We start from the raw sequence: 15,484 nt of genomic DNA, 5'->3' as shown, positions 1-15,484 counted from the left end.
GGGAAGCAATACTTTTATTGCGGAGCTTGAAACTGAAATATCGGAAGTGCTATGACCGATTATCAAAAAGAATTTATCGATTTTATGGTTTCGTGCGGCACGCTCGCGTTCGGCTCTTTTACGCTCAAAAGCGGGCGGCACTCTCCGTTTTTTATCAACGCGGGAGCATATGTGACCGGCTCTCAGCTTTTGCAGCTCGGCAAATTTTACGCAAAAACGATTCACGATAATTTCGGAGACGATTTCGACGTATTGTTCGGCCCTGCGTACAAAGGCATTCCGCTTGGTGTTGCGACGGCGATCGCTTACGACGAATTGTACGGCAAGGAAGTACGCTATTCGTCGAACCGCAAAGAAGCGAAAGACCACGGAGAAGCGGGCATTTTGCTCGGCGGAAAAATTTCCGACGGCGATAGAATTTTAATAATCGAAGACGTGACGACGAGCGGCAAATCGATCGAAGAGACCTACCCGATTATCAAAGCGCAGAGTGAAAACGCGGCCGTCATCGGTTTGGTCGTGTCGATAAACAGAATGGAAAGGGGACTTACGACGGATAAAAGCGCACTCGACGAAATCTCCGATACATACGGCTTTCCCGCCCGCGCGATCGTTTCGATGGACGACATAATCGACGCGCTTTACACGCACGGTGATAAAACGGTCATCACCGAGGGCATCAAAAAATCGCTCGACGACTACTACGCCGAATGGGGCGCCAAGCGTTGAAAGTGCAAAAGGACGTGCGGTTTCCGTAATGTTCGGACGGCCGCTTCAAATCTGCGCTTGCGGCGGCCGATCGGCAAAACGGCGATGCATCGCCTGCGGCACATCGCTCAGTGATGAAAGAGGCGCGTGCCGGTAAATGCCATAACCATATCGTATGCGTCGCACGTGCGTATGACATCGTCGTCGCGGATCGAACCGCCGGGTTCGGCTACGACGGAAGCTCCGCTTTTATGCGCGCGCTCGATGTTGTCGCCGAACGGAAAAAACGCATCGCTTCCGACGGCAACGCCGCCGTTTTTCGAAATCCACGCGCGCTTTTTTTCTTCCGTAAAAACGGGCGGCTTCCTCTTAAATATTTTTTGCCACGCGCCGTCCGCGAGTATGTCGCCGGATTCGCTTCCGACGTATACATCGATCGCATTGTCGCGCTCGGCTCGCTTTATGCCGTCGCAGAATTCGAGGGCGAGCGCTTCGGGCGACTGGCGGAGCCACCACGTATCCGCTTTGCCGGCGGCAAGGCGCGTGCAGTGAACGCGCGACTGCTGTCCAGCACCGACTCCGATCGCCTGCCCGTCTTTGACAAAGGCGACGCTGTTCGACTGCGTGTACTTCAGCACGATAAGCGAAATTAATAAATTTAATATGTCGGCATCTGAAAGCGTTTTGTTTTTCGTTACGATATTCGTCAAGCATGAAGCGTCAATGATACTGTCGTTCCGTCCCTGCTCGAACGTAACGCCGAACACTTGCTTTCGTTCGATTTTTTCGGGCACGTACGTGTCGTCTATTTGCAGGACGACGTAAGCACCTTTTTTTTTCGCTTTTAAAAGCTCGAGTGCGGCGCCGTCGTAGCCGGGCGCGATGACGCCGTCGGACACTTCTTTTGCAATGAGGCGAGCCGTCGCTTCGTCACACGGATCGGACAATGCGATAAAGTCTCCAAACGACGACATACGGTCAGCCCCCCGCGCACGGGCATAGGCGGCGGCGAGCGGTGAAAGCTCGGCATCTTCCGTAAAGTAAATTCGCCTGAGCGTATCGGAAAGCGGCAAACCGACGGCGGCTCCCGCAGGCGATACGTGTTTGAACGAAGCCGCAGCGCTTATGCCGCTTACGGCGCGGAGCTCTTTAACAAGCTGCCAGCCGTTGAGCGCGTCGAGCAAATTGATATAGCCCGGCGTTCCGTTTAAAACGACAAACGGCAGCTCGCCTTTTTCGATAAATACCCGCGCGGGCTTTTGGTTCGGGTTGCATCCGTATTTGAGCGGCAATTCCGTCATAATTAATAATTCTCCTCGCAGCGAAGCTTCAAGCGGCATCGGGGTATTAAACCCTCCGCACGAATAAAAAAAACTCCGCTCCGCACCGGAACGAAGTTTTCATTGCGAATCAATTGCAGAATAAAACGGTCTGCGATGCGATTTTCGAAAGAAAAATCAACCTTTTTCCGCGTCAGTAAAAATCGAATCCACTTCGTAGTTTGCGATAAAATCCTGCACGTCTCCGGAGCTCATAGTAATACCGTATGCGACATCGCTGCCCGATTTGATATCGCCGCTGACGCCTTTAAAATCCGCATAGCTTATCGCCGTACCGGCAAGCGCGCCTTTATCGGCCGCTCTGCTGAATCCCGATTTTCCGTTATAATTGATATAAATATCACTCATACTCTCTGTACCCCAATATAAAATTGATACGTTCAGTATACACGATTGCGTATTATAAATCAAGGCGAATGTTCAATAAATTTCAGGCGCTCCGTACCGCTCGTAGGGTCTACGACCGGCCGAAATTATCGTAGCGTTCGATTATTTTATTGACAACGCGATTTTTCTCATTTATACTGAAATGAAATCAATTTAAAAACTCAGGCGCAATCGCTTTATGCATCTGTTTTATACAAACGGATGCGCGCTTGTATTTTATCTATCGTTTTATACATCAGGAGGAAAACGTAGTATGATCAAAAAAAATTTATTTAAAACGGCGATGCTCGGTTTGACGGTGTTATGTATCGGTGCGTGCGGCAGCGGGAAAAAAGCCGGGTCCACTGCGGACATCGTTGCAAAAGCAAGCAAAATGCCGCTTGAAAAACTCGAAGCGGCGGCAAAGGCGGAAATGGAAGCGTCGAACGACACTTTCAAAATCGTCGGTTTGACTTCCGCGCTGAAAACGGCTGCAACGAAATTCGCGGAACACTACGATTGGCTGCACTACGGTACGAAAGACGGCAAAGACAATGTCTACGTAAACAACAGCTATAAGGATTACACGTTGTTGACGGCGCTCGAAGTCGCGGATAAAACGTATTTTGCCGACTATGCTCTCGTACAGGATGTCCGCTCTCTCGCCGACTACGATGCCGCGGGTATTGTGTGCAACTTCGTTCCGTCCGATTGGAAAGAGATGGGATTATCCGAAGCGGACACGTATCCGTTAAAAGGCATTCACTTCAATAAAATATTTTATACGAATACGAACTTTGAAAAAGTGACCGGAAAAAAATTATACAATATTTGGCAGCTCGCCGGAACGTCGGCCGATCCCGATCACTTGGACAAAGTATCGTTCCAATCTCCGGTTACGGAACAAATCAATATGTCTTTTCTCTTAAGCTGCGAAGCTCCGGCAAATCAAGCGCGCATCGAAAAAGCGTACAAAGATTATTACAACAAAGATTGGAGCGCTTCGGAAACGGGCTATGCTTCAGCCGGTGAACAGTGGGTTACCGAAATGATTGCAAATATTTCACGCTGGCATGCATCCGACGGTACGGCGATGAAAGAAACTCAGCTCAAATACGATTGGGACCGCGGCTATGTGTACTACGGTGCGTTCGCAAAGATGAAAGACGCTGCGACAAAGTATTACGGCGGCATCGTCGGTGCGGATCCTTCGTTCTACGAAAAAGAAGACGTCAAAGACAAAAACGGAAAAGTCATCGGCAAAGCGGGAACGATTCAAGCGAAAAAGACGGTACAGTTCGATTGGGAAATCGACGGCTTCAACGGATTCATGTATACGATGTGTTCTCAAATCGTTAATAATGCCGCGCATCCGTATACCGCATGTCTGTTCGCCCGCTTTTTGCTGACGAAGGAATGCTACGAAGCGATGGTTTACAATTCCGCGACTCCGTCGGCGGACGGCAAAAAAGCGAATCAATACGGATATTATTTCCCGTGCTCGAACGACATCACCTACGCAAAAGGCGATTGGGATAAAGACACGCACATCGCAAGAGAGATCAACGAAAATTACGCATTTTTAAAAAACATCAAAGTCTCCCAAGTCAATAAACTGTTGGCGCTCGTTACGTCGAACAGCAAAGCGACGGAAGTAACAAAGCAGGAGCAGGCGGAAGACGAAGCAAAAAAATAATCCGCCGCATCGCTTAAAATCTTAATAATCAACCGGCGGCCGGTTAATCGCATTGAAGATTAACCGGCATGTACGGCGGGCGGAAAGCGACACCGCGTTTTCATCCGCCGTCGGCGCGGTTGGATTATTTGGGAGAAAATAAATATGACCGATAATCAAACAGTAAAAGCACAACCCGCTCCGTTTTATTTTAAAAAAATTTTAAATCACATAAAACAATTTTTTTCAAAGTCTTCCAATTGCATCATCGTTTTTTTCGGTATCGTGTTGACGATCACCGTCATCTATCCGCTTTTTTCGATGGTCAAAGATTCGTTTACGGTTCAAAGCGTTTCGGAAGCAAAAAACATCAATGAGATTTGGGATGCGGCCGTAAAGCGCGGCGATTTTACGTTTTTGCAATGGCCGTCGCTGTTGTTCAACAAATTGACGCCGCTGTATTCGAAAAACTTTTTTTGGATCCCGCTGTATCGTTCCGTGCTCATGGCGCTGATCGCCTGTACGATCGCGGTCGTATTCGGCGGCAACCTCGCATTCTTTATCACGCGGACGAATATACCGTTTAAGCGCTTTATCTCAACGGTATTCGTTTTTCCGTATATCATGCCGTCGTGGTCGATCGCGATGTTTTGGGAAAATTTTTTCAAAAACACGAACGTGAGCGGAAGTCCCGGAGAAGGACTGCTGCAGGCGTTGACAGGAATAAGCGCGCCGCAATGGCTCGTCTACGGTTTTTTCCCGACGGCAATCGTGCTCGGTCTGCACTACGCACCGTTCGCGTACATATTGATCGGCGGCATACTGCGGAACATGGATGCGAACCTTGAAGAAGCGGCGACGATTTTAAAAGCGTCGCGCTTAAAAATCGTCGGAAGGATTACCTTGCCGATCGTCGCGCCCGCGATGATATCGACGGTTTTGCTGGTGTTTGCGAGTTCCATTTCAAGCTACACCGTTCCGCAGTTTTTAAATAAAGACGGATCGTTCAATTCGATTTCGATCACGCTGCGTTCGGCGCTGATGACGGGGAAAAAAGGCGAAGGCTACGTCATCGCAACGATACTGCTGATTTTCAGTGTGTTGATTTTGACGCTGAACAACCGGTTTACAAAAAGCCGCAGGAGCTTTACGACGGTATCCGGCAAATCGGGACAAATCACCAAAATCGATTTGAAAAAGGCGAAGTGGCCCATCGCCGTTACGACGCTCGTTATCGTAACGTTCTTTGCCGTCATTCCGCTGCTTTCGTTCGTACTCGAAAGCCTCGAAGAAACGGCCGGCGATTTTTCTTCGATTACGCTCAAATATTGGATCTCTCCGACGCCCGCAATCGACGACGCCTTTGTCGGCGCGCGCGATTATTCTCTGAACGGCATCTTTCACAACAGCACGATTTTGCATTCATTCGGCAGAACCATCATCGTCGCCGTCATCGTTTCGTTTATCTGCGGAACCTGCGGCATTTTGATCGGATACGCCGTCAGCAAAAACAGGAGAAGCCGTCTTGCCAATTACGTTTCCAGTTTGGCGTTCTTGCCGTACTTGATTCCCGCGTTGAGTTTCAGCACGATTTTCTTTTCGCTGTCGAAGACGAATGCGTTTCATTTTTTGGACGTTGCGACGACGCTCAGCGAATGGTCAGCCGTCGCGCTGTGCATCATCGTCGGAGGCATAAAGTTTTTGCCCTTTGCGTCGCGCAGCGGAACGAACGCGATGCTGCAGGTTTCGGGTGAAATCGAAGAAGCTGCAATAATCACCGGCTGCCCGTGGGGCAAGCGGATGACGAAGATTTTATTTCCCATCCAAAAATCGAGTTTTATAAGCGGCTATCTGCTGCCGTTTATATCCTGTATGAGAGAGTATACGCTGTTTGCGTTGATCACATCGAGCGTTACGCTGTCGACAAACGTTCTCGAATACTACACGAGAAACGGCGTCGATCAGCTTGCGAACGGCATCAACCTGTTACTGGTCGTATTTGTTATTGTTATTAATTTATCGATTAATAAATTTACCGGCGCATCTATTGATAAAGGAATTGGAGGTTAATATATGCCGCGAATAGAATTACACGATGTTTCAAAACGATGGGGCGATTTTGTCGGAGTCAATCACCTCAATATGGTTATCGAAGACAGAGAATTCATCACGCTGCTCGGTCCGTCCGGCTGCGGAAAGACGACGACGCTGCGTATGATCGCGGGGCTTGAAACGCCGACGGAAGGCAGGATCACCATCGGCGATACGGTCGTCTTCGATTCGGAAAAAGGCATCAACGTTTCGCCCGACAAACGCGATATCGGCTTTTTGTTTCAAAACTACGCGTTGTGGCCGCACATGACCGTGTATAAAAACATCGCCTTCGGTCTTGAAAATTTAAAGTGGCCGAAAAGCAAAATCGAAGAACGCGTACGGGAAGTTTTAAAGACTTTAAAAATTGAAGAATTCAAAGACCGCTATCCGGCAGAATTGTCGGGCGGACAGCAGCAGCGCGTCGCAATCGCACGGACGCTCGCGCCCAAACCGAAAGTGCTTTTTATGGACGAGCCGCTTTCAAACCTCGACGCGAAACTGCGCAGCGAAATGCGCACGGAATTGAAGCGCCTGCATTCGGACACGAACTCGACTTTCGTCTACGTTACGCACGACCAGCTCGAAGCGATGACGCTTGCGACGCGCATCTGTTTAATCGAAAAGGGCGACCTGCAGCAGTACGATCCGCTGCTCGTCGTCTACAACCGGCCGGCGAATTTGTTCGTTGCGGATTTTATCGGAAACCCGACGATGAATTTCATTCCGGCAAAAGCGAAGCAGACGGCGAAAAACGAACTCGCGGTACAATTTTTCGGCATCGATGCGGTCTTCGCGTGCGAAAAAGACGTGCAGCTTGAAAGAGAAGACGTCATCATCGGCATCCGTCCGGAATTTCTTCCGATCAGCGACGGCGGCGCAATCGAGGGACTTGCGTATTCGACGCTTCCGTCGGGTATGGAGACGATCGTCAAAATCAACCTCAAAGGCGATATTTTATCTTCCGTCGTATTCGGTTCGATCGACTATGCAGTCGATAAGCCGATCCGTTTCGACATCGTCGGCGACGATATCATCGTCTTCGATACCGAAACGAAAAAAAATATCTGCCTCGGCTCCGTTAAAGTTAAATAATAATTATTAATTATTAAAATGACCGGAGCGCGGCTTTGCGTTCCGGTTTTATTTTTTCCAAAATGCGGGCAGGAAATACAAAATCATCGTATAGAGTTCGAGCCGTCCGGCGAGCATCGCAAACGAATACCACCATTTGACCGTATCGGGAAGAAAGCCGTAATTGCACACCGGCCCCAATTTTCCGAAGCCCGGTCCGACGTTTCCGACCATCGACAGCGCACCCGTCAAAGCGCTGAACAAATCCAAATCGAAAAGGCAGCCGATTGCCGTCGTGATAAACACGAGCAAAAGATACAACGAAACGAAGGCGGCGACGTTCGGCGCCAAATCTTTGCCGGCAACTTTTCCGTTTAATCGAATATTGAATATACCGTGCGGATGCAGCATTTTTTCGGTTTCGTTGTGCAGCTGTTTTGCAAGGACGACCCAGCGCACGACTTTTATACCGCCTCCGGTAGAGCCTGCGCAGCCGCCTAAAAAATAGAGTATAAAAATTAATAATTGTGCAGTCGGCGCCCACGTTGTAAAATCCGCCGTGCCGAATCCCGTCGTCGTCAAAATCGAAGCGACTTGAAACGAACCGTATCTGAGCGCCTGCAAAAACGAACCGTACTGTTTTGTGATAACGAACGCAATACCGAGCGAAGCCGCAATAAAAACGGCGAAATACGCTTTTAATTCCGAGTTATCGCGGATCTCGGAAAATTTTCCGGTGACGGCGTAGTAGTATAAGCTGAAGTTGATTCCCGACAAAAACATAAACACCGTACAGATGACGTCGATCGAAACGGAACCGTATGTGCCGACGCTCGAATTTTTCGTCGAAAAGCCGCCGGTACCGAGCGTCGCAAACGCGTGTGAAAGCGCATCGATAAAATCCATGCCGGCAAACAAGAGCAGCACCGTTTGCACGACCGTAAGTGCGGTATAGGAAATCCACAAAATTTTTGCCGTCGTCGTAATCTTCGGCGTCACTTTGCCTTTTTCGGGACCGGTCGTCTCCGCTTTGATGAGTTGAAAACCGCCGACGCCGAGCAGCGGCAAAAGCGCGACGGTGAGCGCGACGATACCCATACCGCCGAGCCAGTGCATTTCGCACCGCCACAGATTGATGCTTCGCGGCAGCGATTCGACTTCGCTCAAAATCGTCGCTCCCGTCGTCGAAAAACCGCTGACGCTTTCGAAGATAGCATCGGCGAAGTGCGGGATCGCACGGCTGCACCAGAGCGGCAGCGCACCGAATACGCTTCCGGAAATCCACGCAAGCGCGACGATGACGAAAGTACCGCGTGTTGAAAGACGTATTTCCGTTTTTCGCCCGGCGATAAAGATGACGATCGCCGCGATCCAGCTTGCGACCATCGGAACGGCGAAAGAAGCGATGACGGCGGTCTCTCCGAGCGCGAGCGCCGTGCCGATCGGAATTAAAAACGAAACGCCGATAAATGCGACAATAATGGATATGATTTTTAAAAACGTTAAAACCGCCATGACGCCGCTCCCCTATTTTACGCTGCCGCCGAAAAACGAAACGACATTGCCGTTTTCTTCCGCGACGGTGATAAGGATAACGTGATCGCCCGCGTTGAGGCGCGTATCGCCGGCGGGTATTTCATAAACTTGCGAATCGTATTTTTTGACAAGAAGGATTAAAAACACGCCGGGGTTTGCGATGTCGCGAAGCGTTTTATTGATCGCTTTCGAATCGCCGGGAAGAACGCACTCGATGATTTCCAAATCGCCGGTCGTCACGGTGTGAATTTCTTTAACGGATTTTCCGCGCAAATGACTCATAATCGAATCGACGACGGCATCGCGGATCGGAACGGGTACGTCGACGCCGAGCTTCCGCGAAATCGACGAAAAAGCCGAACTCGTAACAAGGCTTATCGATTTTCCGACGCCGAGCGATTCGAGATAAGCCGCGAGCACCATATTCATTTCGTGATTGTGCGTCGCGCAGATCGCCAAATCGAACGACGCGATCCCTTCTTCCTGCAAAAAAGCTTCATCCGTCGCATCGGCGCAAAAAACCTTTGCCGACGGGAAGCGCTCGGATGCGATTTTCGTCAGCTCTTCGTCGCTGTCGATGATGACGAATTTTTGCGGCCGTTTGATAACCTGCTTCGAAAACAGATCGAAAAGCGAGCGCTTTTCCTTCGGTTGAATCAATCGTTCCGCGATGATCGTACCGATTCTTCCCGCTCCGATAAGCGCAATGTTTTTCAATTCTTTTTGCTCGGAACCGCAAAGCGCGAGCAATTCGGGAACGTCTTCTTTGGCGACGATCACGCCGATGCTGTCGCCGGGATTGAGAACCGTATTGCCGCTCGGAAGAGAGGTTTTGCCGTTTTCTTCGACGTACGCGATGAGGAAAGGCTTATCGATGAGCGTGCGGACAGTCTGTAGTTTTTGCCCCGCAAGCTTGCTTCCTTTTGCGACCGTCATGCGCGTCAGCTCGTACGCATTGTTTCCGAAAACCTGCACATCGCTCACCGCGCCGTTTTCGACCGCTTGAACGACCGCTTCGCCGGCTTCCACGTCGGGGTGGATCATGTAATCGATGCCGTACAGAGGCCGATGCTTTCCGCCGAACGAATCCGCGTGGCTCTTTTTTGCGGCCGCCGTGTTGACGTAGTACGCGTAGTTGCGCACGCGCGCGATCTTTACGATATCGGGATATACCGCGTCGACGAGCGAACAGGTTATCATATTCACTTCGTCGTTTTCCGTAACGCATACGAGCGCGTCGGCTTTCGCGATACCCGCTTCTTCGAGCGTCTCCAAATCGTTGCCGTCGGCGAGCATCACCGTACAGTCAAGCTGATTCGAAACGTGACGCACATTGTTTTCATCGTTGTCGATAATCGCGACGGTATTTTTTTCATTGATCAATAATTTTGCAAGCTGCACGCCGGTAAAACCGGCACCGATAATAACGATCCGCATCGAATGTATTCCTTATTAATTAATTTGAAGTTTTATTAAGTGCGATATTCATATTATTAATTTTTATCTTCCTGCGACAATTTCGATTTTTTCCCTGCAACGACCGTCGCCGATGCGATCACCGCCGCACATACGATCGCCGCAGCGGCAGCTTCGAGCAGAGCGTTCGGAAGCAACAACAGCAGCACGGCGATAAAACCTTTGCCTCCCATAGCGCTCATCATCCTGCCGCCGGCAAAGATATACAGCGCACCGACGACAAAACACGTATGCGCAAGCGTCGAAATAAACGCGGCAAGCGCGGCGGAAACCGTCTTCGGCAAATGCGGAATGAGCGACAAAAGCCGCCATAAAAGCCAAGCGGCTGCGGCAAGAAGCGCACGCGGCAAAACCGAAACGGCGGGATTGATAAAAAGCGGATCGAGCGCGCCGGTCGGCGTTATCGCCGCAAGAATTAAACTGAACACACCGAACACCGTGCCGACGGCGATCCCCGAAGCGAGAGCCGATGCGCCTCCCGACAGCATAACGGCGAGCAAAACGGGGATGTGCATGATCGTAATCGACGCGTTCGGGCCGAGCGGGATCATGCCGAGGTGGAGCGGCGGCATACCGAGGACGACGACAAGCGCGCAGAGCGCGCCCGTCAATGCGATTTTTCTGTTTCGCGATACCGTTTTTTCCATACGCTGTATCATAGCGAATTATTATGTGTCTGGCAACGAGCGGCGAAATATAAAATAAAAGTACAAAACAAAGAATATGTAGTGTAGCGCTTTCCATGAAATCTCCGATAACTGACAGTATCTCCGGAATGTTTTATGACAATGGAAAATCATATAAAAATATGCTCAGTGAAGCATTACAGGACAAATATTTATGATAAAAAAGGTCTTTATTGATACCGATATTGTCCTTGATGTTGCATTAGCTCGAGAGCCGTTTTTTCTGCCGGTAAAATCATATTAGCAATTGAAAAAACGGAAATTTAAAAAACAGAGATATACATATCTATGAATATTTATTTATTTTAGAAAAATAGATAATATTTATTATCGAGGTTATACGCTTATGCTCCCGCTCCTTTATCACAAAATAGACCGCGCCGAAACGAATGCGCTGCTGCATAATCGCGGACTGTCTCCCGTTTACACCGTGTCGGCAAAATCGCGAATCGTGCTTGTCGGGCAGGCGCCCGGACGGATCGCACAGGAAACGCGAAAACCGTGGAACGATGCAAGCGGACGGCTGCTTCGAAAATGGCTTGGCGTAACGGACGAACAGTTTTATAACCCCGATCTGTTTGCAATTATGCCGATGGATTTTTATTATCCGGGAAAAGGCGCTCACGGCGATTTGCCGCCGAGGAAAGAATTTGCACCGACATGGCATCCGAAGCTTTTAGCGCTTATGCCGGACGTCCGCCTGACAATTTTAGTCGGAGCGTACGCGCAAAAATATTATTTGGGAATGCGGGCGGAGCGAAACTTAACCGAAACGGTAAAAAATTTTAACAATTACCTGCCCGAGTATTTTCCACTCGTACATCCCTCGCCGCTCAATTTCGGCTGGCGAAAGCACAATCCGTGGTTTGAAAAAGAGGTGATTCCGCTTCTGCAGGTGCTCGTACAAAAAGCGATTCGATAAGGCGCGATTTTTTAAGGAGCGGGGCTTCGGCGATGCAATCACGCCGCGCTCAAAAAGACTGCTGCTTTGACAGGGTAGCCGCAAAACGCCGGTACCGTTCATACAGCAAAATGCCCGCGGCGACGGATACGTTTAAGCTGTCGATTTTTCCGCAGGTCGGAACAGATACGATCGCATCGCACTGTTTTGCAAGAAGGGGTGAAATCCCTTTTCCCTCGCTTCCCATGACGATGACCGTTCTCCGTGCAAAGTCGACGGAACCGAGCGCCTCTCCGCCGGCATCTGCGCCGTATACCCAAAAGCCCGCGTCTTTTAAGCGTTGAACCGCGCGCACCGCATTCGGCACGACGCTCACGGGAACCCACGCGGCGGCTCCTGCGCTTGAGCGGGCGATCACTTCGTTATGTGCGATGTCGTTTGCGCTTCTAGCCTGCGGTAAGATAACGAGAGAAGTACCGAACTGATCGCAGCTTCGGATAATCGCTCCGACGTTGTGGGGATCGGTCACCGAATCGAGCACGAGCACCGTCGTACACAAATTTCCCGCTCCGCTGTTTTGTAAAGCGCCGCTTTGTTCCGACGAAGCGTCATAATCGGACGGAAGAGATGCGAGCCACTCGTCAAAATCGACGATATTATGTGCATTCTCCGATTCTCCCGAAACGCAGAGCACGATACCGCGGTGGTCGCGTGCGGTTTCGGAAAGGCGCGCGGCAAGCGAATCGAGGGCGGCATCGTCCGCTTGTTCGCAAGGAATGCCTTCTTGTTTTGCAAGCGCGATGATTTTTTTCGCGCGCGGCCCCGCTTTACTCCAGACGATGCGCATCCGGCCGATTCCGCGCGAATCACTCCGTATGCGCTCTTCGATTGCATGAAAGCCTGTGACGATTCGTTCAGCCATATCGTACCGAGTTTACCGCCCGCAGCATTGTTTGTATTTTTTTCCGCTGCCGCAGGGACAGGGATCGTTCCGCCCGATTTTTTTGCCTTCCCGCCGAATCGTCGTCGTTTTGAGATTGCCCGTCGTATACAGCCATTCGCCGTCCGTTTTTTCGAACGCTGCGGTTTCATGATGTTTATCGCGAAGCCCGTGACGCGTATAGTCGGCTTCGAATTCGACGATGCCTTCAGTGTCACCCGCCGCGCCTTTTTCGGTACGCAGAATTTTCAAACCGTGCCACACGGACTGCTTGCTCCAATCCTCCGTTGCTTTGCGGTCTATGTCGCCGCGTCCTTCACCCTCTTTGCACGTGTTTACGATAAAGTCGATTTCATGTACGACGTATGCCGTGTACCGCGCGCGCATGAGCGCTTCCGCCGTAGCGGCTTTTGTTTTGCCGGTGATAACGGGTTCGCAGCAGTCCGCATATTTTTTACCGGAACCGCACGGACACATATCAATTTTTTCGTTGGTCATAGCGCGAGTATAGCATTAAGGTTCTTCAGAATTCAAGGTTTCCGCATGTGCTTGATGCGGTACGCACACCGTACCGGCTTCCGGCGGACAGGAACGAAGCGTGAGGGATTGGAGGGGCGAAAGTTCCGGAGCGAGCGATGAGCGAGCGGAGGAATGGAGCGCGCGAGCGCGGAACCCCGAAAAGCCCGACCCGAGCGGAGTGAGGGGCACGCCCTCACCCTTAAAAAAATTAATAAAAAATAGAATGCACCGTGCGATAATATCGGCAGTTGAGGATATTATTAATAATTTGTCAATCGCTATTATTAAGTTTTAATAATCGGGAAATGCGAATCGAAAACTTGCAGTATTCGATTTTTTCCGATATGATGTGCGCATGGCAAAGACGGTTGACAATAAAAAAATCATCTACACGATGGACGATGTGAGCCGCGCGTACGGCACAAAAGTCGTTTTGAAAAATATCGGCATTTCGTATTATTACGGTGCAAAGATCGGCGTCATCGGGCCGAACGGATCGGGTAAATCGAGTCTGTTTAAAATACTTGCGGGACGCGATACGGAGTTTACGGGCGAAACGCATCTCGCGCCGGGCTATTCGATCGGCTATCTCGAACAGGAGCCGGAACTCGAAGCGGGGAAAACGGTCAGAGAGATCGTCGGCGAAGGTGTCAAAGAGATTACCGACCTCCTTGCGGAATTCGATACAGTGAACGAAGCGTTCGGAGATCCCGACGCGGACTTCGACAAACTCGGCGCGCGGCAGGCGGAGCTGCAGGAAAAACTCGATGCGCTCGACGCTTGGAATCTCGATGCGAATTTGGAACTAGCGATGGAAGCGCTGCGTTGTCCGCCGGGAGATCAGATCGTCGACGTGCTTTCCGGCGGTGAGCGCAGGCGCGTTGCACTGTGCCGGCTGCTTTTGCAAAAGCCCGATATCCTTTTGCTCGACGAACCGACGAACCACTTGGACGCGGAAACGGTCGCGTGGCTTGAAAAGCATTTGAACGATTACGAGGGCACGGTTATCGCGATCACGCACGATCGTTATTTTCTCGACGATGTGGCCGGCTGGATTTTGGAACTCGACCGCGGGGAAGGTTATCCGTTTAAAGGCAATTATTCGAGCTGGCTTGAACAAAAAGAAGCGCGTCTTGCGCTGGAAGAAAAGGGCGAAAGCGAACGGCGAAAAGCGATGCAGCGCGAACTCGAGTGGATTCACATGGGTGCGAAAGGCAGGCAGGCAAAACACAAAGAACACATTACGCGCTACAACGAACTGCTTTCGCAAAGCGGCAAAACCGCGCTCAAAGACACGCAGATTTCGATCCCCGCAGGTCCCAGGCTCGGAGGAGCGGTCATCGATGCGGAAAATTTAACAAAATCGTACGGCGATAAACTCTTGTTCGAAAATCTTTCGTTTCATATTCCGGCGGGCGCGATCGTGGGCATCGTAGGACCGAACGGCGCGGGAAAGACGACGCTGTTCAAATTGATCGCGGATGCGGCCGGTCAAACGGTCGAACGGCTCGACGGCAAAGAGGGCGGAGAAAAACCGGATTCCGGTGAAATCAAAATCGGCTCGACGGTAAAATTGGTTTACGTCGATCAGCTCCGCTCGAAGCTCGATCCCGACAAAACGGTGTACGAACTGCTTTCCGGCGGACAGGATATCGTCAAGCTGGGAGCGGTCGATGAAAAAGGCAGGGCGCTTGAAGGCGGAGTGCGCGAAGTAAACGCGCATGCCTATTGTTCGTGGTTCAATTTTTCCGGCGCGGAACAGAATAAAAAGATCGGCGTGCTTTCCGGCGGCGAAAAAAATCGTCTGAATCTCGGCATGATGCTCAAAGAAGCGGGTAACGTTTTGATGCTCGACGAACCGACGAACGACTTGGACGTACAGACGGTGCGCGCGCTCGAAGAAGCCCTCGAAGACTTTGCCGGATGTGCGCTCGTCGTCAGCCACGACCGCTGGTTTTTGGACAGGATCTGCACGCACATACTCGCCTTTGAAAACAACAGCCAAGTACGCTTTTTCGAAGGCAACTGGTCGGAGTACGCGGCGTGGCGGAAAGCCCAGTTCGGAGACGACGTCGAAGTGCCGCGCAGGGTCGTGTACAGAAAGCTCACGCGATAGCGCGGGTTGTTGTGCGGAAACTGCGGCTACCAGCGGGTTGCCGCGCGCTGCAAGCG

13 protein-coding genes are annotated in these 15,484 nt (G+C 50.9%); 6 read left to right on the top strand and 7 right to left on the bottom strand.

The features are described from left to right. Window positions 1-51 precede the first annotated feature (51 nt). Window positions 52-729, top strand: a complete 678-nt coding sequence (gene pyrE / locus IZU26_RS10730) for an orotate phosphoribosyltransferase (RefSeq protein ID WP_021329683.1) — start codon at window positions 52-54, stop codon at window positions 727-729. A gap of 107 nt (window positions 730-836) precedes the next feature. Here the strand turns inward: pyrE and IZU26_RS10725 are convergent, their stop codons facing one another. Both IZU26_RS10725 and IZU26_RS10720 read right to left on the bottom strand, forming a co-directional pair. Next, window positions 837-2,048: a phosphoribosylaminoimidazolecarboxamide formyltransferase gene (locus IZU26_RS10725; protein WP_433278966.1), complete on the bottom strand. Its 1,212-nt coding sequence runs from the start codon at window positions 2,046-2,048 to the stop codon at window positions 837-839. A gap of 117 nt (window positions 2,049-2,165) precedes the next feature. Next, window positions 2,166-2,396, bottom strand: coding sequence for a hypothetical protein (locus tag IZU26_RS10720; protein ID WP_021329605.1), 231 nt, complete (start codon window positions 2,394-2,396; stop codon window positions 2,166-2,168). A 292-nt stretch (window positions 2,397-2,688) separates the two neighbouring features. Here IZU26_RS10720 and IZU26_RS10715 point away from each other — a divergent pair, with 292 nt between their 5' ends. From IZU26_RS10715 to IZU26_RS10705, 3 genes are all read left to right on the top strand, one after another. Continuing rightward, window positions 2,689-4,110, top strand: a complete 1,422-nt coding sequence (locus tag IZU26_RS10715) for a hypothetical protein (protein WP_021329730.1) — start codon at window positions 2,689-2,691, stop codon at window positions 4,108-4,110. A 144-nt stretch (window positions 4,111-4,254) separates the two neighbouring features. Further along, window positions 4,255-6,159, top strand: a complete 1,905-nt coding sequence (locus IZU26_RS10710) for an ABC transporter permease (RefSeq protein ID WP_433278963.1) — start codon at window positions 4,255-4,257, stop codon at window positions 6,157-6,159. Window positions 6,160-6,162: 3 nt separating this feature from the next. Further along, window positions 6,163-7,275: an ABC transporter ATP-binding protein gene (locus IZU26_RS10705; RefSeq protein ID WP_433278961.1), complete on the top strand. Its 1,113-nt coding sequence runs from the start codon at window positions 6,163-6,165 to the stop codon at window positions 7,273-7,275. 48 nt (window positions 7,276-7,323) lie between these two features. Here IZU26_RS10705 and IZU26_RS10700 read toward each other — a convergent pair whose 3' ends face one another. The 3 genes from IZU26_RS10700 to IZU26_RS10690 are packed head-to-tail and all read right to left on the bottom strand — an operon-like array spanning window position 7,324 to window position 10,913. Then, a complete protein-coding gene (locus tag IZU26_RS10700) occupies window positions 7,324-8,769 on the bottom strand; it encodes a TrkH family potassium uptake protein (RefSeq protein WP_310822560.1) in 1,446 nt (481 codons plus the stop codon). A gap of 12 nt (window positions 8,770-8,781) precedes the next feature. Next, a complete protein-coding gene (gene trkA, locus IZU26_RS10695) occupies window positions 8,782-10,227 on the bottom strand; it encodes a Trk system potassium transporter TrkA (RefSeq protein WP_433278959.1) in 1,446 nt (481 codons plus the stop codon). Between the two features lie 56 nt (window positions 10,228-10,283). After that, window positions 10,284-10,913 carry an ECF transporter S component gene (locus tag IZU26_RS10690; protein ID WP_433278957.1) on the bottom strand — a complete coding sequence of 210 codons (630 nt, stop codon included), beginning with the start codon at window positions 10,911-10,913 and terminating at the stop codon, window positions 10,284-10,286. 385 nt (window positions 10,914-11,298) lie between these two features. Here IZU26_RS10690 and IZU26_RS10685 point away from each other — a divergent pair, with 385 nt between their 5' ends. Then, window positions 11,299-11,874 carry a uracil-DNA glycosylase family protein gene (locus IZU26_RS10685; protein WP_433278955.1) on the top strand — a complete coding sequence of 192 codons (576 nt, stop codon included), beginning with the start codon at window positions 11,299-11,301 and terminating at the stop codon, window positions 11,872-11,874. 49 nt (window positions 11,875-11,923) lie between these two features. Here the strand turns inward: IZU26_RS10685 and rlmB are convergent, their stop codons facing one another. Beyond that, entirely contained in the window at window positions 11,924-12,775 is an 852-nt protein-coding gene (gene rlmB / locus IZU26_RS10680) for a 23S rRNA (guanosine(2251)-2'-O)-methyltransferase RlmB (RefSeq protein WP_310822564.1), read from the bottom strand. A gap of 12 nt (window positions 12,776-12,787) precedes the next feature. Next, the gene (locus IZU26_RS10675; RefSeq protein ID WP_433278953.1) at window positions 12,788-13,291 is read right to left on the bottom strand and encodes a YchJ family protein; all 504 of its coding nucleotides are present in this window, start codon (window positions 13,289-13,291) and stop codon (window positions 12,788-12,790) included. Between the two features lie 376 nt (window positions 13,292-13,667). Here IZU26_RS10675 and ettA point away from each other — a divergent pair, with 376 nt between their 5' ends. Continuing rightward, window positions 13,668-15,428 (top strand): energy-dependent translational throttle protein EttA, encoded by a 1,761-nt coding sequence (gene ettA / locus IZU26_RS10670; protein ID WP_433278952.1) that lies wholly within the window; start codon window positions 13,668-13,670, stop codon window positions 15,426-15,428. Window positions 15,429-15,484 lie beyond the last annotated feature (56 nt).

The organism is Treponema sp. SP13 (genome assembly GCF_050938355.1).
In the GTDB taxonomy this organism is placed as follows: domain Bacteria; phylum Spirochaetota; class Spirochaetia; order Treponematales; family Treponemataceae; genus Treponema_D; species Treponema_D socranskii.
This window is presented reverse-complemented; position numbering and strand designations above follow the sequence as displayed.